General features: G+C 37.8%; 19 protein-coding genes and 5 pseudogenes. 17 read left to right on the top strand and 7 right to left on the bottom strand.

Features of this window, described 5'->3' with window-relative positions; translation table 11 throughout:
- Positions 1–459 precede the first annotated feature (459 nt).
- The 13 genes and pseudogenes from ACOBWA_RS09275 to ACOBWA_RS09215 form a co-directional block, all read left to right on the top strand.
- Positions 460–1098 carry a hypothetical protein gene (locus ACOBWA_RS09275; protein ID WP_420229169.1) on the top strand — a complete coding sequence of 213 codons (639 nt, stop codon included), beginning with the start codon at positions 460–462 and terminating at the stop codon, positions 1096–1098.
- 294 nt (positions 1099–1392) lie between these two features.
- Positions 1393–2169 (top strand): hypothetical protein, encoded by a 777-nt coding sequence (locus ACOBWA_RS09270; protein WP_420229168.1) that lies wholly within the window; start codon positions 1393–1395, stop codon positions 2167–2169.
- A gap of 814 nt (positions 2170–2983) precedes the next feature.
- Positions 2984–3523, top strand: a complete 540-nt coding sequence (locus ACOBWA_RS09265) for a hypothetical protein (RefSeq protein WP_420229167.1) — start codon at positions 2984–2986, stop codon at positions 3521–3523.
- A gap of 52 nt (positions 3524–3575) precedes the next feature.
- A pseudogene (locus ACOBWA_RS09260) lies at positions 3576–4608 on the top strand (polysaccharide biosynthesis protein).
- Positions 4609–4610: 2 nt separating this feature from the next.
- Positions 4611–5722: pseudogene (wbjC, locus tag ACOBWA_RS09255) on the top strand (UDP-2-acetamido-2,6-beta-L-arabino-hexul-4-ose reductase).
- A 10-nt stretch (positions 5723–5732) separates the two neighbouring features.
- Positions 5733–6861 (top strand): annotated as a pseudogene (wecB, locus tag ACOBWA_RS09250) (non-hydrolyzing UDP-N-acetylglucosamine 2-epimerase).
- Between the two features lie 360 nt (positions 6862–7221).
- Positions 7222–8049, top strand: a complete 828-nt coding sequence (locus tag ACOBWA_RS09245; RefSeq protein ID WP_420229166.1) for a glycosyltransferase family 4 protein — start codon at positions 7222–7224, stop codon at positions 8047–8049.
- A gap of 48 nt (positions 8050–8097) precedes the next feature.
- Positions 8098–9537: a hybrid nucleoside-diphosphate sugar epimerase/sugar transferase gene (locus ACOBWA_RS09240; protein ID WP_420229165.1), complete on the top strand. Its 1440-nt coding sequence runs from the start codon at positions 8098–8100 to the stop codon at positions 9535–9537.
- Positions 9538–9658: 121 nt separating this feature from the next.
- Positions 9659–11101, top strand: a pseudogene (locus ACOBWA_RS09235) (capsule assembly Wzi family protein).
- 446 nt (positions 11102–11547) lie between these two features.
- A complete protein-coding gene (gene rluF / locus ACOBWA_RS09230; RefSeq protein ID WP_420229164.1) occupies positions 11548–12054 on the top strand; it encodes a 23S rRNA pseudouridine(2604) synthase RluF in 507 nt (168 codons plus the stop codon).
- Between the two features lie 17 nt (positions 12055–12071).
- Positions 12072–12551: a hypothetical protein gene (locus ACOBWA_RS09225; RefSeq protein WP_420229163.1), complete on the top strand. Its 480-nt coding sequence runs from the start codon at positions 12072–12074 to the stop codon at positions 12549–12551.
- Positions 12552–12632: 81 nt separating this feature from the next.
- Positions 12633–13046, top strand: coding sequence for an SRPBCC family protein (locus tag ACOBWA_RS09220; RefSeq protein WP_420229162.1), 414 nt, complete (start codon positions 12633–12635; stop codon positions 13044–13046).
- A gap of 52 nt (positions 13047–13098) precedes the next feature.
- A pseudogene (locus ACOBWA_RS09215) lies at positions 13099–14204 on the top strand (IS3 family transposase); the annotation flags it as partial.
- 68 nt (positions 14205–14272) lie between these two features.
- Here the strand turns inward: ACOBWA_RS09215 and ACOBWA_RS09210 are convergent.
- The 7 genes from ACOBWA_RS09210 to ACOBWA_RS09180 form a co-directional block, all read right to left on the bottom strand.
- The gene (locus ACOBWA_RS09210) at positions 14273–15526 is read right to left on the bottom strand and encodes a CAP domain-containing protein (protein WP_420229161.1); all 1254 of its coding nucleotides are present in this window, start codon (positions 15524–15526) and stop codon (positions 14273–14275) included.
- 39 nt (positions 15527–15565) lie between these two features.
- Complete coding sequence (locus ACOBWA_RS09205; protein ID WP_420229160.1) at positions 15566–16291, bottom strand: hypothetical protein; 726 nt, start codon at positions 16289–16291, stop codon at positions 15566–15568.
- Positions 16292–16325: 34 nt separating this feature from the next.
- On the bottom strand, positions 16326–16643 hold the full coding sequence (locus ACOBWA_RS09200; protein ID WP_420229159.1) for a hypothetical protein: 318 nt from the start codon (positions 16641–16643) through the stop codon (positions 16326–16328).
- A 26-nt stretch (positions 16644–16669) separates the two neighbouring features.
- A complete protein-coding gene (locus ACOBWA_RS09195) occupies positions 16670–17056 on the bottom strand; it encodes a hypothetical protein (RefSeq protein ID WP_420229158.1) in 387 nt (128 codons plus the stop codon).
- A gap of 136 nt (positions 17057–17192) precedes the next feature.
- Positions 17193–18146 (bottom strand): WG repeat-containing protein, encoded by a 954-nt coding sequence (locus tag ACOBWA_RS09190; RefSeq protein ID WP_420229157.1) that lies wholly within the window; start codon positions 18144–18146, stop codon positions 17193–17195.
- A 221-nt stretch (positions 18147–18367) separates the two neighbouring features.
- Positions 18368–19438 (bottom strand): WG repeat-containing protein, encoded by a 1071-nt coding sequence (locus ACOBWA_RS09185; RefSeq protein WP_420229156.1) that lies wholly within the window; start codon positions 19436–19438, stop codon positions 18368–18370.
- A gap of 141 nt (positions 19439–19579) precedes the next feature.
- Positions 19580–20239, bottom strand: coding sequence for a hypothetical protein (locus ACOBWA_RS09180; protein WP_420229155.1), 660 nt, complete (start codon positions 20237–20239; stop codon positions 19580–19582).
- A 182-nt stretch (positions 20240–20421) separates the two neighbouring features.
- Between ACOBWA_RS09180 and ACOBWA_RS09175 the strand changes: the two genes are divergently transcribed.
- From ACOBWA_RS09175 to ACOBWA_RS09160, 4 genes are all read left to right on the top strand, one after another.
- Positions 20422–21303 carry a PP2C family protein-serine/threonine phosphatase gene (locus tag ACOBWA_RS09175; protein WP_420229154.1) on the top strand — a complete coding sequence of 294 codons (882 nt, stop codon included), beginning with the start codon at positions 20422–20424 and terminating at the stop codon, positions 21301–21303.
- Between the two features lie 287 nt (positions 21304–21590).
- Complete coding sequence (locus tag ACOBWA_RS09170) at positions 21591–22448, top strand: helix-turn-helix transcriptional regulator (protein WP_420229153.1); 858 nt, start codon at positions 21591–21593, stop codon at positions 22446–22448.
- 27 nt (positions 22449–22475) lie between these two features.
- Positions 22476–23150 (top strand): hypothetical protein, encoded by a 675-nt coding sequence (locus tag ACOBWA_RS09165; RefSeq protein ID WP_420229152.1) that lies wholly within the window; start codon positions 22476–22478, stop codon positions 23148–23150.
- An 89-nt stretch (positions 23151–23239) separates the two neighbouring features.
- A complete protein-coding gene (locus tag ACOBWA_RS09160) occupies positions 23240–23689 on the top strand; it encodes a DUF1810 domain-containing protein (protein WP_420229151.1) in 450 nt (149 codons plus the stop codon).
- The last annotated feature ends 34 nt before the right edge of the window (positions 23690–23723 follow it).

The following is a 23723-nucleotide window of genomic DNA, read 5'->3' as shown; positions in this document are numbered from 1 at the left end:
AGTTTATGATATTTTATTTTATTATATTCCTATAGCTAATAATAACTACCCTTATATTAGCGGATCTTATATTTCTTTTATGATCTTTTTGCGACATAGTTGCTTTATGGTCTTTTTGCTTTTTAGCTTTACCATGAAAAATAAAGTGTTTTTTAATCGATACCATTACAAATCGATTAATAATATTTGGTTTTTTCTGTTTTTTTTATCATGGTTTATTTTTATCATTTTTTGATAATTAGCGTTTTCGGTTCTATTAACTATAATGAGCTATTTAATAACTATGGTAGATTTTATGCTTTAAGTAAGAGAGGTACGTCTTGGGTATTCTCGATATTTAATATTATAATATTTTTGATGTTCTATGATATTTATAAAGGAGGTGGTAATAAAACTAAGATACTTGTTTTAGTTAGTTCCATATTCTTGGTTGGATTGACAGGTGGACGAAGTCTACTTATGATTTTTTTAACGTTTCTTATATTTTTATTTATTGTTATAGATAAAGTAGAAATAAAAATAAAGTGGATACTTATATCTTTTATTCTTGTATCAGTACTATTTATTTCTAATGCAATTATGAGAGCAGGTGGAATAGATGAATATAGAGATGGGAGTGCTACTACATTGGATTTTAATAATGCATTTATTTTAGATGATTCAATTAACTATCTAAGTACACACCACCCTAAACTGTTCATGTTGGAGGATCTGTATTATATGTTCATTCCTCGCGCAATTTCGCCAGACAAACCTTTATCTACTGCAGAAACAAGAGCAGTATATCCTTCAGTTGCTTTTAATGGAACGAATTATACATTTGGTATATACGCTAATGCTCTAATGAATGTAGGCTGGTTATCTTACTTGATTATACCATTAATGATAATGTTTTTAAATTATTACTATGTGCTACTTTCTAATAGAGTAACTAGGAAAAGCATTACCAGATTTTTATTAATATTCTTTGTTTTTTATTCCATACAGATAATTCGTGGAGGTATTTTCAATACTAGAATAATACTAGTATTGTTACCTATTTTATTGGCTTATTGTATATATTTGTTTATTCCTAAAAGTTTGAAGAAGAGAAAATGAAAAGCGGAATTTTTTATATACCTTAAGCACGGCACTTAGTAGAGGTAGTTTATTAATATTCTTTCCTATAGTTAGTAACATGCTAAGTATAGGTGAGTTTGGTATATGGAGTCTTGCATTAGTATCAATTAATCTGATAATTCCAGTACTTTGTCTAAATGGTCAAGCAGCTATTCTTCGAGAGGGTAGCGAAAACTTAGATTATACTTATATACTTATATTATACTATGCGTTTATAACTATATTTATTAGTGTTATAAGTTATGTCGTATCTTACTACTTATATAATATATTTTGGCTCAAGTTTGCAATAATAATCGCGTTTTTGAATCTCTTATTCTACTGTTTACAACAGCTTTAAGAGTTTTTGAAAAACCTATTGCATTTTTCTTAATTAATACTTTAAAAACAACATTAGTGTTCTTTGCTATTATTTATGCAAAAATAAGCGGTCATACATTAGCTGATTTACTATTTATTCATTCCTTAGCTATCTCAACTGCATTCTTTTTTACATTAGTATATTTTTGTTATTTTTTCTTAAAGAAATCTATAGTCAAAAATATGAATATTCCTGTGAAAGTTTTAAGGTTGTCTATATTTTTTAGTGTCTCTTTGATTCCTCATGGAGTTTCACAATGGCTTATGAGTAGTTCAGATCGTTTTATACTAGAAGTTGTTAGCAATAGTACTGAATTGGGAAGATATAGCATAGCTTATAGTTTAGCACTTGTATTGGGGTTGTTAAATACAGCAATAGGTTTAATGCTACCTGTATATGTCATAAAGAACTATAAGAAATGGGTTTCTGAAAATTACGATCAAAAATTTATAATGATATATACTTTAATTGCTGTAACTTTCTTTGTGCTAATTATAACTAGTTATATTCTTGATTGGAAATATTTTCATGTTTTAAGGCACTATGATTACAGTGTCATTATTATGTACTATATATTATTTAATGGTTTGTTCTTACTTGGCCTCTATTACTTTTTTTGTAAATTATTTGTTTTATCACAGACGATCGAAACAAATTTCAATGACAACTTTGTTTGTCGCACTAATTAATATCATATTAACTGTTGGGTTTTCTTATGTTATAGGAGCTATAGGAGCTGCGCTAGCGACGACTATAAGTTATATTATTTATTTATTAATAATTAGAAGGTTGGCTATGAGTATTGAAAAGGAAATCAAGATAAATATTTGTAAGCCTATATTAATAATGTTTGGTAGCTCATCAATAATTACTTTAGGAGCTTGTTTACTTGTTTAAAATATTTTTAAAATTAACTCAAGCAATTGCGAATGAAATAGCCATTGATAAAGAAGCTTTTCAACGCTCAGAGATCAATGGTTTTTATTTTGTGCCAATTAGACCTATGAAGAGTGCTAAGCACTTATCAAAAATACCTACTAAGACTATTGTTTACTTTTTTTAAATGTCATTTTTCTTTTGTTATCTCCTGTTATCTTCGGTTACCAATTAACTTATATGTTGATAATCAAGTTGAAACTTAAGAATCTAAAGGGTAATCCTCCAGAAAGTACGGTTGTATTAGTAGCAAACAGTCGAACTATTGAAATATTTCAAAAAAACTTGAAGGCAAAGCATGTATCAGTTTTTATATTAACTTCACTCAGGACGACTCTATAAATACTGATGCTCATATATTACAATATATAAGTCCACTTCGAATTGTTAGATGTTATTTTTTGGCGCTTTTTACATAATTATTAACTTACCAATGCTGTTTAAACTAAACCTTTTACAATGCTACGTTTCTTTTGATTGGCTAGTAAAACATGAATCTCTTGACTCAATACATCTAGATAACAAAAAAATATTTATTTTTCCAACCATTACGATCGATGGGCGGTAATGTTTGATTCAGTTTTATCGACTAGTAATCTAAATTTATTGCAGCATGGAATGCTTCCAGAAAATTTAGCGTTACCTTATAAGTTAACGAATTTAAAAAGTATTTATACCTTTGATTTATTGAGCCAAAATATCTTTATTTCATTGTTTGACTTAAGTCAAGATGTATTGTTTTATCTTCTTGAATCAAAGCTCTGCTTATCAAAAACCTCTTATAAAAGATCTGTACTAATAATAGGGCAGCCTCAGAGTGTTTTTTATGAAATGGAGATCCTCCAGTATTTAATAAAGATAGAAGATATAGATATGATATTTATAAAGCCACATCCTTTATATTCTATGGAGGCTTATAAAAATATTAAATCACCTAAGGTTTCTGTTATTTATGATAAGCTATACTTTCCTGAAGTAATGGTTGCTTTGAATTTTGAATCTACTTTAGGTCTTGAGTATCAAAAGATTGGGATTCCAGTGATTAGTATTAAAGATAAACGAAAATCAAATGTTCTTTTAGAGGTTATAGAAGCTATGAAATTATAGTATAATTATACTACATCTATTGACTTTCATAATAATTAGCGAAATAAATAATATGTTTAAAAATAAAACTTTACTAATTACAGGCGGTACAGGCTCATTCGGTAACGCGGTACTAAAACGTTTTTTAGATACGGATATAGCAGAAATTCGTATCTTTAGCCGTGATGAAAAAAGCAAGAAGATATGCGTATCGCCTACGCCAATTCAAGCTTAAATTTTATATTGGCGATGTGAGAGACTACTACAGTTTGCTTAGTGCCACCCGTGGTGTGGATTATATTTATCACGCTGCTGCTCTAAAGCAAGTACCATCGTGTGAGTTTCATCCGATGCAAGCGGTAAAGACCAATGTGCTTGGTACAGAAAACGTACTAGAAGCCGCCATTCAAAATAAAGTAAAGCGTGTGGTTTGCTTAAGTACGGACAAAGCCGTTTATCCTATCAATGCGATGGGTATCTCCAAAGCGATGATGGAAAAAGTGATGGTGGCTAAATCACGTAATTTAGAAGGCTTAGATACGGTGATTTGTGGTACGCGCTATGGTAACGTAATGGCATCTCGTGGTTCAGTAATTCCACTATTTGTCGATCAGATATTGAAGGGTAAGTCTTTAACGATTACTGATCCTAATATGACGCGCTTTATGATGACGTTAGAGGATGCGGTAGATTTAGTATTATATGCTTTTGAGCACGGTGAGAATGGCGATATTTTTGTACAAAAAGCACCTGCTGCCACTATCGAGGTGCTCGCTAAAGCTTTAAAAGAGCTTATGAATATTAATGAGCATCCTATTGTTATTATGGGTACACGTCATGGTGAAAAAGCTTATGAAGCCCTTTTAAGTCGCGAAGAAATGGCAGTGGCTATTGATCAGGGGTATTATTATCGAGTACCAGCAGATCAGCGTGACCTTAACTATGGCAAATATGTCGAAGAAGGTGATCTGCATATCACCGAAATTGAGGATTACAACTCCCATAATACAGAGCGATTAGATGTGGAAGGTATGAAGCAACTGCTCCTTAAGCTTGAGTTTGTCCGTGCTTTGACTGAAGGCAGACATATTGATCCGGAGGCGTAATTGTGAATATTTTAGTAACTGGCTCTAATGGTTTTATTGCTAAAAACCTTATTCAATTTTTATCCGAACAAGATGATATTAATATCTTGTGTTTTAACCGTAACTCTAGTGAAGATGAGTTAAAAGATGCGGTTATCAAAGCAGATTGGATCATACATTTAGCGGGGTTAATCGTCCATTAAATGAGCAAGAGTTTGTAGAGGGCAATATTACCTTAACGCAAAAAATTGCTGATTTGCTAATAGAGCATAATAAAAAGACTCCGATCATTTTATCTTCATCTATTCAAGCAGAGCAAGACAATGCTTATGGTCAAAGTAAACTCGGCGGAGAGCAGGTATTAATTGATTTAAATAACAATCAAGGTAATACAGTATATATCTGTCGTTTGGCTAATGTATTTGGTAAATGGTCACGCCCTAACTATAACTCAGCAGTGGCGACTTTTTGCCATAATGTTGCTAACGATTTACCCATTCAAATTAATAATCCTGATGCGGTTATTCGCTTAGTTTATATAGATGATGTGGTAGAGACATTTTGGCGGATGATTCAAGGTCATTATTCACCAGAGCAGTACTTTGTCATTAAGCCAGAATATCAAATTACGGTTGGGGGTCTAGCGGATACTTTGAGAGAGTTTAAACAGTCGCGTGAAACCATGATAACGCTGCCAGTAGGTACTGGTTTAACCCGTGCTCTATATTCTACTTATTTAAGTTTCTTACAGCCTAATCAGTTTGACTATACGGTAGTGAAGCATGGTGATGAACGCGGTGTCTTTGTAGAGATGCTTAAAACACCGGATGCGGGTCAGTTCTCCTATTTCACTGCGCATCCAGGCATAACTCGTGGTGGACATTATCATCATAGTAAGACTGAAAAGTTTCTAGTCATTAAAGGTAATGCGTTATTTAAATTTAAGCATATCGTTACTGGCGAATATTATGATTTAACCACGAATGGCGATGAAGCAAGAATTGTCGAGACTGTACCGGGTTGGACTCACGATATTACTAATATAGGTGAGGATGAAATGATCGTTATGCTGTGGGCAAACGAGATTTTTGACCGTGAAAAACCTGATACTTATGCCATGCCAATAACAGAGTAAGAGTTGTATTATGAATAAGTTAAAGCTAATGACGGTCGTAGGGACACGTCCAGAGATTATTAGACTGTCTCGAGTCATGCAAGCATGTGACAAATATTTTGATCACATCATTGTTCATACGGGTCAAAACTATGACTATGAACTCAATGAGATATTTTTACTGATTTAGGAATTCGTAAGCCTGATCACTTTTTGAATGCTGCTGGTGCAACGGGTGCTGAAACTATCGGTAACGTCATTATAGGCGTCGATAAAGTTTTGGAAGAAGTTCAGCCAGAGGCTTTACTAGTGCTCGGCGATACCAATAGCTGTATGGCAGTCATTCCTGCTAAACGTCGTAAAATTCCAACTTTTCATATGGAAGCAGGTAATCGCTGTTTTGACATGCGTGTACCAGAGGAGATTAACCGCCGTATTGTAGATCATACTGCAGATATTAATTTAACCTATAGTACTATTGCTCGTGACTATTTGCTTGCCGAAGGTATACCTGCTGATCTAATGATTAAAACTGGCAGCCCAATGTTTGAGGTGTTAAACCACTATAAAGCCAAAATTGAAGCGTCTGATATTTTAGAAACGTTAGGGCTTAAAGAGCAGCAATACTTTATCGTCAGTGCCCATCGCGAAGAAAATATCAATTCTGATCAGAATTTTTTAGATTTGGTCGATATGCTAAATGCAGTGGCAGAGAAATATCAGTTTCCAGTAATTGTTTCCACGCATCCTCGTACTCGTAACCGTATTGAAGAATTGGATATCAAGTTTCATCCACTTGTTCAGCTATTAAAGCCACTTGGATTTAGTGATTATAATAAGCTTCAACTTTCTGCTAAAGCCGCCTTATCAGACAGCGGTACGATTAACGAAGAATCTTCTATCTTAAACTTTCCGGCGCTAAATCTACGCCAGCACACGAACGTCCTGAAGGTATGGAAGAGGCAGCAGTAATGATGGTAGGGTTGGCTGCTAAGCGCATTTTACAGGGTCTAGATATTTTAGGGTCGCAGGCACGGGGTGAAGAGCGTTCATTATGCTTGGTAGATGATTATAGTATGCCAAATGTCAGTGAGAAAGTAGTCAGGATTATCTTGAGTTATACTGATTATGTTAATCGCGTTGTTTGGAAAAAATATTAGGAATGACTATGTCTAAAAAATTATTCTTGATTACAGAGTTTTACGATTCCTCTCAAAATACAACGGGTTATCTATTTGGTAAGCTACATGAGTTTCTTAGTAAACAAAAGATATAGATCTAACCTTATTGACCAAAAAGGACGAGAAAGTACTTAATCAGCCTGAAGCTTTGTATGTGAAAGGGTTTAAGTTTGATAAGAAAAGCTTAGTAAGTAGAGCTTCTTACGAGTTACTCATAGGATTTAATTTCTTCAAAAACTGTAGGCAAAATATTAAAAAAGACGACATAGTATTTACTGGTACAACTCCTATTTTACTACTTATTATTATTCACCTTTTAAAAAGAGTAATAGGTTTTAAATGGGTGCTTTTAGTCCACGATGTGTTTCCAGAGAACCTAATTCCTGCAAAGATAATAAAAAAGAAAATCTTGGATACAAATTAATAAAACGTGTTTTTGATGATGTATATGCTAGTGCTGATAGAATTATTGTTATTGGTAGAGACATGGAAAGTCTGGTTTATGAAAAAACCAAGCATGATAATATCACAGTTATCCCTAGCTGGATTGATGAGGGTGATATTGCCTTACAATCGAAAAGTGATAACTCTATTTTAAAGGAGCTAGATTGGCAGAGTGGACAGAAGGTAGTATTCCAGTTTTTCGGTAATATTGGAAGAGTGCAGGGTATCTCTAAGCTTATACAAGCTATTAAACTAATGAAAAGAATAGATGAAGCTCAATTTATTTTCATCGGAGATGGTGTTTACGTTGATGAATTGAAATCGTTGATCGGCGAGTCAGATAATCAAAATATCGTGTATTACGGGCCAGTATCTCAAGACAAGAAATCGCTTGGCTTAAATGCTTGTGATATCTCTATTGTTACTTTGGCAGATGGCATGCTTGGCTTAGGTGTACCTAGTAAAGCTTACTATTCAATGGCAGCAGACAAGCCCATATTTACCATTATGGATAAAAGCTCTGAAACATATCAAATGGTACAAGAAAATAATATAGGATGGGTGGTAGAAGCTGATGATGTTTTAGCAATAGCTGAAATGTTAGACAAGGCAGTAGCCGATATTCGTATTAAAGAATTTAAATCTCCACGGAAAGTCTTAGTAGACAAATACTCATCTGAGCTTGCGATGAATAAAATTTTAGATATTATTCGCTCATTTTAGGTCTATATTAATACGTGTATCCCATATAAATGCGATTAAGGTTAATCAATGAATATATTAGTAACTGGTGCTAACGGTTTCGTAGGTCAGTCATTAGTTAACAACTTACTGAATAATACTGAATATAAAGTTGTAGCTGGTGTTCGTAAGATTCCTTCAGAGAAGCTTGAATGTGAATATAGGCTCACAAACAATCTCGAAGATAAGCCGACATTGAATGATGTTTTTGAAGATATAGACGTGGTCATTCATTCTGCTGCTCGCGTGCATGTAATGGATGACAAGTCTACCGATCCTTTAACTGAGTTTCGTAAAGTAAATGTGGAAGGAACTTTAAATCTAGCTCGCCAAGCAGCTGATGCAGGTGTAAAGCGTTTTATATTTATTAGCTCAATCAAAGTTAATGGTGAAGGCACGAAGATCGGTAAGCCTTATACAGAAGATTCTAAGCCTAATCCTATCGATCCTTATGGCATCTCAAAATATGAAGCTGAGCAAGGCTTACTTGATTTAGCAGAGACTACGCCATTAGAAGTTGTAATTATTCGTCCTACTTTAGTATATGGTAAAAATGTAAAAGGTAACTTCCACTCGTTAATGAAATGGACTTATAAAGGTATTCCTTTACCGATAGGTGGAATTAAGAATAACTTACGTAGCTTAGTGTCTGTAGACAACTTGGTTAATTTTATTGTTACCTGTATTGAACATAAGGATGCTAAAAACGAAGTGTTTTTGATATCTGACGATGATGATATATCTACCGCTGGTTTGTTAGAAGAAATATCTCAAGGTTTGGGTGTCAAAAATAGAGCGGTAAATATACCTGCTGGATTTATTAATACGGCAGCAAGTGCGATTGGTAAGTCAGGTGTGGCGCAAAGGCTATCCGGCTCATTACAAGTGGATATCAGTAAAGCTAAAGCCTTGTTAGGTTGGCGTCCTAAGAGCTCTACTAGTGAGTCGATTCGAAAGACTGCTAGATCTTATAAATTAAGCTTAACTGCTCCTAAGTCCATGACTTTACAAAGACCTTTGGATATTATGTTTTCAGCGACCGGTCTCGTAGTAGCCTCACCATTGTTAATTGGTGCAACGGCTATTGGTTACTTGGATACAGGTTCACCTTTGTTTATCCAAGAACGAGTGGGTAAGGATCAAAAACCATTTAAACTGATTAAGTTTCGTACTATGAAGGTGAGTACAGAATCCGTTGCCAGCCACCTTGTTGATAATACTTCGGTAACGAAATTAGGTAAAGTGCTGCGTAAAACAAAGCTCGATGAGCTACCACAACTCATCAATGTATTAAAAGGTGAGATGAGCTTGGTAGGTCCGAGACCAAACCTTTTTAATCAAAAAGACCTTATCAAAGCTAGAGATGAGATGCGGGTTTATGACGTATTACCAGGTATCACAGGTCTGTCTCAATTAAGTGGAATCGACATGTCTACGCCCGAACGCTTAGCTAAAAAGACAAAGAAATGATTGATACTATCAATCTCAAAAACTATTTTTCTTATATACTGAGTACCGCTTTAGGTAAAGGTAGTGGCGACGCAGTTAAATGAAAAACAATATAATCTCAGTTATTTGGAAGTAATCTATCATGTATAAAAAGCTAAGTCTGGTCCTAAGTTTGAGTGTCTTATCATCAGTATCGATGTTGGCATCTGCACAAAACCTATATATGAACGATCTCAAGCTTAAAGCAGATCTTGACTGGCTGAATACTCAAGGAGTCGCGCAGATTAGCACCAGTACTTGGCCGCTGACGGCCAATGAGATCAAACGCGCTTTAAATAAGGCTAATGCTCAAACGCCAGCGCAGCAGCAGATCCTGCAATTGGTACAAACACGATTGAATCAAAACCGCGACTCAGTGGTAAAAGGCTCGGCAGCCCTGTATGTACAAACCGACAGAGATCAGCTACCACAAAAATTTGCTGATAATCAACTTGCTGGTCAACAAGCAAGCATTGACGTGTCGCTTAGCGAAGCGGAGTGGGAATTTAATTTACAAGCTAATTTAAAAATGACAAACTTATCGATGACAGTTCAGACGTTAGCTTTGAGGGCTCTTATCTTGCTGGTATGGCGGCCAATCAGTGGTTGATCGCTGGTAAGATTCCGACTTGGTGGGGTCCTGGGCATGACGGTAGCCTGATTCGCGGTGATGCTAGCATCCCGGTGACTGGCTTTACTATGCAGCGTGATCAGCAAACTGCGCCTGATTATAAGTATCTAAACTGGGTCGGACCTTGGCAATATCAGCTATTTGCTGGGCAATTGGATGATTATGATGCGGTTCCTGACGCTAAGCTATTTGGTGCGCGTCTAACCGCTAGCCCATTGCCTTGGTTAGAAGTCGGCGCTTCACGTAGTTTTATGTGGGGCGGCGAGGGTCGACCTGAAAGTTTAAGCTCCTTTGGTGATGCCATATTAGGTACCAAAGATAATGGTGGTCGTGATGATGGCGATCCAGCCAACCAATTGGGCGGCTTTGATGCCAAACTCAAGCTCGCCTCACTGATTGATGTTCCGGCTAGCGTCTACGGTCAGTATATTGGTGAAGACGAAGCGGGCGGCCTACCTGCCAAAAATATGTATCTAGCCGGTGCTGACTATGCTTCATCTGCTTACGGCAAACCCTATCAGCTTTATGCTGAATATACCGATACGCGTACCAGCGGTGAGGTCAGAGGCATCTCCTATGACCATATTAACTATACCGATGGTTATTATCAGCAAGGCTATCCGTTAGGCTATGCGCTTGGTGGTGATGCTGAAAGTGTGGCAGTGGGTGGACGCTTATGGCTTGATGAGCGTAACTTTATCCATGCCAAGCTGCAGCATGCGAAGGTAAACCAAGCCGATGAAGCGATTAACCAAGCCTATCCAACAATGGATAAGCTCACCGCTGTCGATGTTGCATGGGAGCATCAGTTGCAACCGCTGACCAAAGTTAGCACGAGACTATGGGCAGTAGACTCCAGATATAGAATCAACCAATGTCGGTGTTGGTATCGGTATTGAGCTAGCGACTTATTAGTTTCATATTATTTATCGAATACAAATGAGAGTGAGCAAACTAAATTGAACAGGTAGATAAGATTTTAACTTAACACTGTCCTTTATGAACAAAAAAGCCGTTTATCAGTGATAGGATAGACGGTTTTTTATAAAAATTTTATACATGTTTTCTACTTTTCAGCCCATATAAATAACTGATAATACTACTAAATCCAACCGAACAAAATCTCAAAAGTAATTCGATTTAAAGGGCTGTTTAAGTCTTGATAAAAGACTAGTTTCAAATATTGAAGGTTTTGGAGAATGAGCTAGTACTCTATAACTGTCAGTTGATATACACATCAATTCAACCTAAAAGAACTACTCAGTTTCCTATATAATGTAAGCTATTTCGTTATTGTTGATCCATTCAATTTAGGCTTTTTCTTAGCAAAAAATGCTTCTTATCAGGTAAAACGGTGCTTTATGTTCAACGCTTCCTCGACTCGTTTAAATAAATACATCAGCGAAAGTGGGATTTGCTCTAGGCGAGACGCTGACCGCTTTATTGAACAAGGTAATGTATACATCAATGGCAAACGTGCGTCGGTCGGTGATCAGGTGGTTGCTGGTGATGCGGTAAAAGTCAACGGGCAGCTTATTGAGCCGCGAGAGCCTGATGATTTTATTTTTATTGCGTTGAATAAGCCAGTGGGCATTGTGAGCACCACGGAAAGCTCTGAGAAAAATAATATTGTCGATTTTGTGCGACATAGTTTGCGTATTTTTCCGATTGGCCGTTTGGACAAAGATTCTCAAGGTTTGATCTTTTTGACTAATAACGGTGATTTGGTCAATAAGGTACTACGTGCTGGTAATAACCATGAAAAAGAGTATTTAGTTACAGTAAATAAGCCGTTAACGGATAGCGTTATAGAAGGTTTGGCGGGCGGTGTGCCGATGCTTGGCAAGATGACCAAAAATGCCCAGTGACTAAAGTGGCTCCTAATGTGTTTAATATCACGCTCGTTCAAGGTCTAAACCGTCAAATTCGCCGTATGTGTGAGCACTTTGGCTACGAAGTCGTCAAGCTTGAACGTACGCGGATTATGAATGTAAGTCTTAAGGGTCTTCCTGTTGGTGACTGGCGAGACTTAACCCCAAAAGAGCTGTCTGTGTTACTTAAATCTGTAGAAGATTCCTCTTCGCAAGACAATCACTCAAACAAGAAATCTCGCAATGCGCCACGAAAGAAACCTCGTACGGATGCTTCGTCAAAGTCAAAACCATCTACAAAATCGGCAGGGGCAGCAAAGGGGCGTAACAAATATGCCAAGGATGATGCTAGAAAACCAGCAGGTTCTAAAGGTAGGGATGGACGTCCTACTGGTCGTGGTAAGCCGTCAGGGGGTAATGGTAAGTCTGGAGGCAATGGCAAACCTACTACCAATGGCAGGCGTCCTTCGAAAGGTAGAGGCTCTTCGCGGTAATAATTTTTCACAATGTGACGGCTATATTTATTTCAAAAATAGCAGTAAGCTAAATAACTTTAGTCTTAATGAGATAATATTATGTTTAAAATAAAAGTAGAGCGCATTGTCAAAAAACCGATTGATGAGGTATTTGAAGCACTGAGTGATCATGCCAGTTATGGCTCATTTAAAGCGGTGGGAGTGGCTAAGTTGGTGAATGAAGGTGACGAGGAGCGCAATGGCGTCGGGGCTTTACGTAGCATTCAATCGGGACCTGTTAAGTTCTGGGAGCGGATTACAGCGTTTGAGCGTCCTACTCATATGCAATACCAAATCGAAAAATCTAAGCCCATCAAAATGCAGCATGATAAAGGTATCATTGATTTAAAAGACTTGGGCGATGGTACCACACATGTGACTTGGGTGTCTGAGGGTCGATTGACGGTACCATTGCCATTAATCGGTCGACTATTTGACCATCAAATGCAGAAACAAGGAACTGAGCTATGCTGAAGAAACCGTACAACTAAACTTGGTAAACTAAGCACAATTATAGGAGTTTACCATGACCAAGAAATTAAGAACTTACAGTAACGAATTTAAAGCTGAAGCCGTCAAGAAGATAGCGGATAACAATGGCAATATTTCAGCGACCGCAAAGCAACTTGGCATCGCCATGCAAACGCTATCCAACTGGCAGAACAAAGCCAATCAAGGCAAGCTTGTCGGCACAGATCAATATGATCCTGATCTTATGAGTGCTCTTCAAGAAATAAAGCAGCTCAAGCGGCAGCTTAAAGTGGCTGAAGAGGAGCGCGAGATCTTAAAAAGGCGACGGCGTACTTTGCCAATGAGGAACGTTAAGAAACAGTCTAGTAGACTGTTTTAGTGACGCAAGACGTAGGGCTATGCCCGCAGTGACAGTTAGTGAAGTACGCCTTTATCAAGGATAACCAGAAGATATTTAGCATAACCACTATGTGCCGTGTGTTAAGGGTTAAGCCCTCAAGCTATTACGACTGGATTAGTCGTGACATCAGTGACCAACAGATACACCGCAACCAGTCTGAATTACTGGTTAAAGCGGCTCACAGTGAAACGAAAGAATGTTATGGCGTAGATCGACTGCATGCTCATCTAAGCGAGCAAGGCCATAACATTAGCTTGTATATGGTAAGAAGCATCAAAGAGCAACACGGCATTAAATGTCGTCGTCATAAGCGCTTTAAAGTGACCACCGACTCTAATCACAACAAGCTAGTTTATCCGAATGTGCTGGATCAGCAGTTTGATGCCAGTTGCCCTAATGAGTCTTGGGTGAGCGATATTACTTATATCTGGACAAATGAGGGCTGGCTGTACTTAGCAGGAGTGAAAGATTTATATACCAAAGAGTTGGTCGGTTACGCTATCAACAAACGCATGACTGCTGACTTAGTTTGCAAAGCACTAAATATGGCAATCAAAAACAAACGACCTAATAAAGGGTTAATTGTGCACTCAGACAGAGGTAGTCAATACTGTAGCCATGCGTATCATAAAATCATTAAACAGCACCAGTTTATAGGCTCAATGAGTGGCAAAGGTAATTGCTTTGATAACGCACCCATAGAAAGCTTCTGGAGCATATTAAAGAATGAGCTGGTATATCATAAGGATTATAAAACAAGGTGAACCGCCCCGGGATTGTCGGAGACTCTCAGAAAGTTGAGCCGCCGACAATTCGGGGCGGTTAAGTCTTAGTAATTTGTATCGCCTGTTGTGAAGCTGAATGACTTCCTTTGCAAAGTCTTGTCATTGACCAATAAGTCAAAGCTTACTGTGTACTTGGTATTAGCATAAAGACCACAGTTTGTTTTTGAAGAGGTAACGCCACAACTATTCAGACTATCGGTAATTGGTAAAATGAACGCTTTGTTCTCTGGAAGATCGTATACCGTGCCTTTTTGAGGATCATTTTCATCGTCAATCAAATCAACAGGCACATCAGTCTTGCGAACGTTGTCATAAAACTCAATATTACTAACTTTGATTTTGTCTGCTTCTGGAGCGAATATATAAACTGGTTGCCCAATAGGGTCTGTACGCAAGTTACGACCTGTACCTGCTACTGGACTTGGGGATTCAGTCCATAACGCTGTAGAGGTGTCTATAACACCCTCACAAGGATAAATTATTAACCCACTTTTAGGGTAGTTTGTATTGGCTGTTGTTCCAGATGAACTATTGACTAATATAAATCCATTAGATAAAGTTTCGCTTTTGCCAAATGGCGTATAAGTGATAACACTTGTGCCTGTCTTATCAAAGCTCGGGTTAACAAGCGATTGCAAGTGATAAGGTGCAGCAAACAAAGCCTTGATAAAGTCTTTAGCTTCTCGATTTGGCGTGTTAACCATGCCATTGGAGTTAAACGACTCTTTTTGAGTGATATTTTCAGCGATTACAAGACCTGGCGCTGTGTAACCAGCGGTTTTGATGCGCTCAGTAAGTGTACCGCCTGTAAAGTAAGGGTTAGCGTCACCTGATATTGACTCAAGACCTACCAACTTGTACTCATAATGTGGGCTGTAATTCACCTTGCCATTTGAATACAAGTATTGTAAGTACATTGCGTGTTTGCGAGAGATGGCTGCCAACTCTTCATCATGCGAAACACCTCCAAGACCACATGATTGACGGTTAAGGCTAATCATATTAGAGGCTAATAAACTAGCACCCAACTGCTCTTGGTTGCCTAAAGAGCTAATAGTCACCTGCGTATAATCAGTCTCAACTGGATCAATTGAGTCAGTAGGTTTTGGGTCAACTGGATCCGTAGGTAAGGGATCAATGGGTGTTGGATTGGTCGGCGCTGGGTCAGTTGGAGTTTCTACTACTGGCGGTGGCGTTGTCGTATTTTTATCAGAATCACCGCCTCCGCCACAAGCTGCAAGGAATAAACTTAGGAATACAACACTGCTTACACCTTGGCTTGCTAAAATTTTTTTCATTATACTATCCTTAATAGAAACAGTTTTTTCAAATTACAGTTATTCAAATTCGCAGGCAATAGTTCTTGTTTGTGGTGTATAGATTGCACCCATATCTATCATGTCCCCCCAGTTATCTACAGTACGGGTTTTGAAATTTGGCCAGATGGTCATCACATTGGCGCTAGAAGAAAATTTAAGGCTTTCAACGCCGCCGTGTGACTCTCTTCTATATTTGTAAATATACTGCTCTAAAGGTTGACCACGATATTTCACACCGTCCTCAAATATCACTTTGTACTCACCGAAATCGCCAGCCAATTCATTATCGTAAAAATCTCTATATTTAATCTCTTTAATCATGTCACGATATTCTGGTAACCATTCAGATCTAGGTTTGACGAAATTGTCATACCCTTTTTTACCTTGAAAACTCTCGGTAAATGCAGACAAGTTTTTCCTTACACCGTTGTAAGCTGGGTTTTCACCTGAGCAAGCATCTTCCATCCCGCCGAATAAATAAACCATATCCTTACTTGTAATAGTATTTGATGTTTTTGTGGCAATGGTGGTAGCAGTTTTGACTTTGTTAGTAGAGTTTGCTGCTTTACTGTTGTTACCTAAGAAAGATTCATCGATACCTTTTTGTACACCTGTAGCAAAACTATCAACAAGACTCAAAGCCCCTTTTCCTACGGTACTACCTATCGTTTTACTTTCGGCACAGCCAGATAAGGCTATAAAACTGCTAATAACCAACACAGATAACGTATTTTTCGATTTCATAGTTCATTCCGTTAAGTTTAAAATTAAAAAGATATTAAAGATCAAAGGTGCAAGTAATATCGTTATAGTCAGCATCTAAAGCTCTCAAGTCCATAAGGGCGCTACTATAATCAGATTCAAAGAACTTATCCAAACTTTTGGCAATACCAACATTACTTGAGGTACCTGCATTTGCATGATCTATGATTGAGTAGAGATAAAGCGGTTGATACCCTGGCTTTTGCCATTTATAAAATTGTTGTGAGAATAGCTCGTTTTCGCCCGTATCACAGTTCGATTTCACTCGGGTAAGCTCGCTGGCTCTAAATATGTCTCCGAGTTTATATACAGCACTCCCAGTCTCATCTTCCATAACCGCTTGACCTGAACCAATAGTTATTATCTCTGGCTGCTTTTGGTACCATAAACTACCATGCCACCATAATCGTCAAGACCTCCTCTAATAGAGTAACTAGGATCCTCGGGTGAGTATTCGTTCTTGGTAGGCGTTTTGCTATACCACTCTTTAATGTCAGGAGTATCTGCTAGCGATTCCCAACTCCAGTCTGCATTAGACTTCAATGCTAAATAGTCAGTAACGTTAGAAAATCTAGGAGGGTTTTCGTCAATAGATTCGACAGTTTCTACTTCTTCAGTCTCTACTACAGGTTCAGCAATAGCCGTTGAATCAGTGACGACTATTTCTGTAGGTGCTGTTTCTTCAGGAGTAGTGACATCTGTCGTTTCCTCTACTGAAGTGGTTTCAGAACATCCCGATATAGCCATTAAGCTACTTATTGCGAATATAGATAAAATATGATTGGCCTGCATGAAAAGTTCCTTAAAATTAAAAAGATATTAAATAGTGATACTAAATACATAGATTGAGAGAAGTGGTTTGAGCTGCTAAAGCAGACTCAATCTATTGACAGGCTATCTTTTTATCTGATTTATTGATGCATATTTGTTTCTGATTGATGGTCGCAACTTGGGCTGTACCCTCATTAAAAATAAAATACGTGGCCCCCATAAAGTTAGAACTATATCGTTCGACATTACTATCAGAGTATTTAAAAGGAATCACAGTTTTATTTGCACCATTAATAAACCCCCATTTACCATCTTTTAATACCCCGGCGAGACCTTCACTAAACGGACGTATTTCATCGTATACGAAAGGTACAGCGACTTTACCAATTTTAGTAATATAGCCCCATTTCTTACCTTTTTTCATGCCAACTAAGCCTTGAGAAAAACCATAGACGCCGCCAAAATTACCATTTATACCGTCATACTGAGGCCTAATAACTTCCTTACCACTTTTATCAATAAAGCCCCATTTATAAGATTTTGACATTACTGGAGCCATACCTTCACTAAATGACTCTATAGAAGGATATTTATTCGTGAAGGGCATGACAATTTTGTTTGATGTATCGATAAGACCCAGTTTGCCGTTTTTAGAGACTAATATACGACCGTCAGATACGGGTTCAGACCATGACTCATCGTATTTATCATTAGGGTCTCGCATAGTATCGTAGATGGTTGGTACCACAAGCTTACCTCGGGTATTCATATAGCCGACTTTGTTATTTTTCATTACTGCAAAGACGCCATTGCTGATACCGTAGTAGTCTACATCGTCATAGCCTTTTGAGCTTACTAGTGCCTTGCCTTGCTCATCTAATAAGGTTCTAACACTGTAATCAGAGTTGTACCCGACAAAGTATTTGCTATCTGCGGTACAAGCAATTTCAGCATAATTTGTCTTAGGTGGTTTACAGTTATCTACGTAAGCCTGAGCGGGAAGAATACACGTAGCAAAGGTTAGAACAGTGGCTAGAGGTAGCAAACGGGTAGGGGATAAAATCATGAATTAAATTCCTCATCATTAAATTAAAGTTTTTATTGGACTCGATCTGTATTTGAAATTATATCGACTAATTTAGCGTCTAAATATCGATCCGACGAACGGTAGTTTCTGATAAAGCCTTAGCAAATAAGGACTTAAATCAGAAAAGGTTTAGATGGCTATTCCTATTGAATGAGAACAGAGTTCTAAACAACTAAATACTTTAGAGGTTTTCTTGTAGTCTAGTTATACATTGACTCTAGTACATCTAAGGTGCTCGCATAGTCTTTACGTTTCAGCTCTTTGCCATTCTTATCAATAGTAATAGCCGTTACTTGTCCATTTTCGCCCTCTTGATAAACATCTATAGTGCCATTCTCAAAGTAGCCACCGATGACATCGGGAGAATCTCCACCTGGATCAATAAAGACGCCATCATATTTAGGTTCAATGATGACTTTGCCTAAGGTATCAACAAACCCCCACTTGGCGTTTTCGTAGTCGCCTTTAGCAACAGCAGCTCGTCCTTCAGCGAAATGCATTGTTTGATCCCAGGTTGGGGCAATGACTTCTTTACCTTTTGTATTAATGAAGCCTTGCTTATCTGAATTAATTGGACTAAAGGATGCTAGGCCTTCTTGAAAATCACTAAGATGACTGTACTTAAACTCAAGTATCGCTTTACCAGAACGATCAATCGCACCATATTTATAATCTTTCGATACTGTGGCAATGCCATTAGCAAAGTCACTAGCGCTCTCAAAGTCAAAGGGGATTACAGCTTTACCTTCTTTATCCATATATCCCCATTGGTCTTTATTTAAAATAGCGACCAAGCCTTCACTAAAGTTTCTAGCATCTAACATCCAGCCATAATCTGCTTCGATACTCACTGGAATCACAAGCTCACCTGAGCTATTAGTGTATCCAAGGTAATAGCCTCCGTCAGAGTCAGACTTTAGATTCTTTTTGAGTAGATAGGCCATGCCCTCATGGAACGTACCGCAGAAATCATATTCTGCTTTTACAACGATTTTACCTTCGTTGTTTTTGAACCCGCATTGTTCTGAGTACTCACCATTGGGGACTACGTATTGAACCAGTTTAGAAACAGAATCTGTGGTTGATGTATCTTCCGTTCCTGATGCTACTTCTATATTTTGCTCTATATTTGACGCAGCTTCTACGTTGGTTGATTTGATACTGATATCGTCGTTAGCATTTCTAGTACTTGGAACAGACTCGCTTTTACTACAACCAATAAATAAGAGACTTGTTATAACCGTTAAGGCAATCACTTTTTTTCGTAACATCCTAGTGGTCCTTTTTACTTTCTAATATTGTTTATTCAAAACACAATAACGACGTAGGATCATATGTTTTAATAAACAAATTTTTAATGAATATACGTCAGAAATTAGAATTACTTGTTGTATGTTTCAACGAATACTGACCTAAAGTTCGCAATTTAAACTTCTTTCTTCAGCGTTATAGGTGGCGCCACTATTGTACATACCTCCCATACCTCCCATACCTTCGACTTTGCGAGTTTTAAAGTTTGAGACAACTGCGGTAACGTTCGCAGATTGAGTAAAGACTAATTTTGCATGAGCGCCTTCAGTTTCCTCACGGTAGCCAATTTCTATAGCTTTTAAGGGTTGTTTTCTATAATAGGCATTCTTCAATGGCAGTGAGAAAGTTACATAGGATCCATCTGTACTTTTTATAACATTTTGAATCTGATCACGATATTCTGGTGACCATTGTGAATAAGGCTGGGCACGTGAGTTATCCATATCAATCACGGTGTCTTTAAAAGCATAATAACGATCTGAAATTTTGTTATATGGTGCGATGCTACCTTGACAACCATCTTCCATCCAACCCATTAAAAAAACGATATCTGTCGGAGGAATCGAAGCAGCATTCTGATTTTGAGACTGTACTGAAGTAGATGTGTTTATACTGGTGTTAATATCTCTAACTATGGTAGAGACGCCTTGACCAACAGATGTACTAAAATCCTTTGTTAATGTGCTTACTTCTGCACAGCCTGATAAATTTGCCATGGCTACTAAGCTAGCACTCAAAAGAAAAAATTTGTTCTGATACATAACATATGTCCGATGAAATAAAATGGTTACATATTAGCAACAATATATTATATATACAAACATTAGTTCAATATAAAAATGAAGTTTATTTGAACGAAAACCTCAGCAAATGTAACTTAGAAAATTATTTTATAGGTAGTCAGATATACTAGCCTCTATGACAAACATATAGGCTTACCATCATGACTGCTCCTGCTCCTGCTCCTGCTCCTGCTCCTCTTGACCATTGTCCTTTAAAAGAAACTCCTTCTATTGCACAGGCCTGTGCAATTACCTTTCTAGGAAATACCAGTAATAACCTGCAGCAAGACGCTTTTTTCTTTTTAGATAATTGGTATCAAGAAGATCTAGGTGTGATGGCAGTGACACCAGTTGCATTACCATTTTGCCTAGCAGTGTCTGATGGCGTGGCAAGCTCTAATCACTCGCAGCACTGCTCAAAAGCGGTGGTAAAAGCAATCAGACGGTTGTGGGTTAATCAGAAGAGTATTACTTCAGAAGATATTTATCAGCTGATTAATCAAACTAAGCATTCATCTAAGCGTCATGGTGCCGCGGCAACCCTCGCAATGGTTGCCTGTGAGTTAAATAGTGATGGAACAATAAAGGCAACGATAACGCATGTAGGTGATAGTCGTGTTTATTGTCTGCCTAAAGGCGAGACACAATGGCAGTGTCTGACACGCGATCATAATCTATTGAATGAGCTCATTGACCAGAAAGCGCAAGAGCAAGGTCGCCAAGCGAAGTTCGCTGACTATAACCGAGAAGAAATGGCGGGGAGTCTATATAGTATTACTGAATGCTTTGCATTAACGGCTGATGACAGTTATCTAAGCAGTGAAGCACCAAAAGACAGCTCTTGCAAGATTGATATTAATAGTGGCGACTGTCTCTTGGTTTGTACGGATGGTATTCATGACTTGGTGCCGAGTCGTCATTGGCAACTTGTCAATGCTGAAACCGATTTACAAGCTTGGCTAATCAATCTTAAGAATCAAGTTTATGACTCCGATGGCAATGCTTATGACAATGGCACTGCAATTTTGGTTCGTTTTGATTGAGCCTGTATTTTAATAATAAATTGATTACTTCATCAGTCTAACAGAGAAGCTACTATGCCTGCACATCCTATCGCCAGCTATACAAAGTCAACACGTCTGTTTGCTTTATATCAAAGCCTTCCTCGGAGTGAAGCGGATGCTGTGTCACTGACGGAGTTGATGAACACCTATGGTAATAACCCTGATAATCATACGAATGAGCGTAAGAATTTAGAGAACGACCTGATTGCACTAAACCAAATCTTTAACGATATTTTTTATAGTGATGCTCTGGTTCGAGTACCTAGATGGGGAGAAAAATCAGCGGACAAACAGCGCGATTTTATATTGACCCCAGCTTTAGCATCGATGTCATTAACGAGCAAACTGTGTTCTTTTGGGAGATGCTGGATAAATATACCGCAAACTACTTACCAGTATCTTTTAAACAAGAAATCGCAGACAAGCTCACTCAATTACGTCGACAGGACAAAGATAAATTTCATCAAAGTCCGCTAGGGCAATGGCAAGATCATCTCATCACCTTACCTAGTATCGTGCAAGCACCAACGCTTGATAGTGATGTGCTTGAAAGTATTCATCAGGCTCTGCTACAGAATCGTCAATTACGCATAAGCTATCAAAATAAATGGGAAGAAAAACCAGTTCAAAGAATGGTGTATCCCAAAGGACTGATCTTTATTGACAATATGGTCTATCTCACAGGCTTTAATCCTACTGATGATCATATCAATGATGACGTATTGCTAGAGGAGCATCGCAACTTTGCGGTCAACCGTATTACGGAGGCAGTAGTCATAGATAAGCTAATACCTGACTGGGTAGGGCGTGACATTTTTACATTAGATAGCTTACAGAAGCTGGGCAAGCTAGAGTTTGGTAAAAATATTGAAATCAACTTGGTTTTAAAAGTACAGAAATATGCCTGTCAGCATCTTTATGAGCGTCCATTATCGATAGATCAGAAGATTACGATTATCGATGACACTTGGCGTCAAGTCAGCGCTACAGTTGCTAATACGACTCGTCTGCAAGATTGGATGGTGAGTATGTCGCAATTGTCCGTCGTGATTGAACCATTGGAGCTAAAGGCAGTTATTCTTGAGCGCCTAGAAAGTGAGATGCAGCTTTATAACCGTAATTAATGATTTCACTTTAAAAAGGAACCGAGTATGACAGTAGATAGTATTTTTAAAGACAAACAGACTCTAAAAAATGACATTAAAAAAGAATGTAATGATGCGCTTCAGATAGAGCCCATACCTTTAGCTACTTTATATACGCCACAATCAAATAGCTACCTCTTGTCTGAGGTTGGGTTTATCGTTATCGAAGATGGTTGGGATGAACAGTCATTGCTAAATCTACAACAACAAGTCGGTTGCACATTGTTTGCGCTACAAACCACCAATAAGCAAATTGATAGATCCGAAGTAATAGACGGGATCATTATTTGCAAAGCGGATGAAGTCGAGCAGGTGATAAGCGTATTTGAATCGGTACTATCTGATCGGGATAAGGTTGGTATAGATGTTAATGATATCAAAAGATCCTGCGGGTCTGAAAAGACTGCTAAGTTTATACAAGCTAGGGTAATCGGTAAGCCAGACTCAGAACAAATAAGGCGTGCCGTTAATCATCTGCTCAATCAAATTCCTGAAGGTCTTAGTATCCAGTATATGATGCTTGATATTGAAAGCGATCATAAGCTATCTCTTGATGAGTTTTTTAGCGTCACAACTGCTGTTGAAAGTCGGATTTCTGATGATTCAGAAGTGTTTTACGGTAATAGGATGATTGACAAACTTGACTATAGCTGGATGGGAGCGATATACGTGGCCAGTTAGCTTATTATCGACTATATATAGTTTTACTTACGTTGTGAGTATGTTAGGTAGGTAAACGCTTATTATCTAGAGTACAAGGAGTGCAGAAAATGACAACGATAGATAAAGATTTATTTGATAATTTTATCCAAGCTCAAGATGCTATCTATTCACAAGTGATTGAAGAGCTAACTCAAGGTCGTAAGCGCACGCATTGGATGTGGTTTATCTTTCCACAGGTGAAAGGGTTAGGGCACAGTAAAATGTCTCGACGCTTTGCAATAGAGAGTCTGGAGCAATCAAAAACGTATTTGCAGCACGAGGTGCTTGGAGCACGGTTAATAGAGTGCGCTGAATTATTGCTGTTGCATCCTGATAAAAGTGCTTTAGATATTTTTGGTTCACCGGATCACTTGAAACTGCAATCTTCGCTAACGTTATTTGCCTTAGTATCCCCTAATAGAAAATGTGTTTTTAGCGAGCTTTTGGATCAGTATTTTGAAGGCAGTTACGATATAAACACTATCAATATGCTAAAGCAAATCAATGACCAGCAATAACGCTGAATATAACCGAACGAGGTTTTAAAAGGAA

This window comes from Psychrobacter sp. ER1 (genome assembly GCF_048631835.1).
Classification (GTDB): Bacteria; Pseudomonadota; Gammaproteobacteria; order Pseudomonadales; family Moraxellaceae; genus Psychrobacter.
This window is presented reverse-complemented; position numbering and strand designations above follow the sequence as displayed.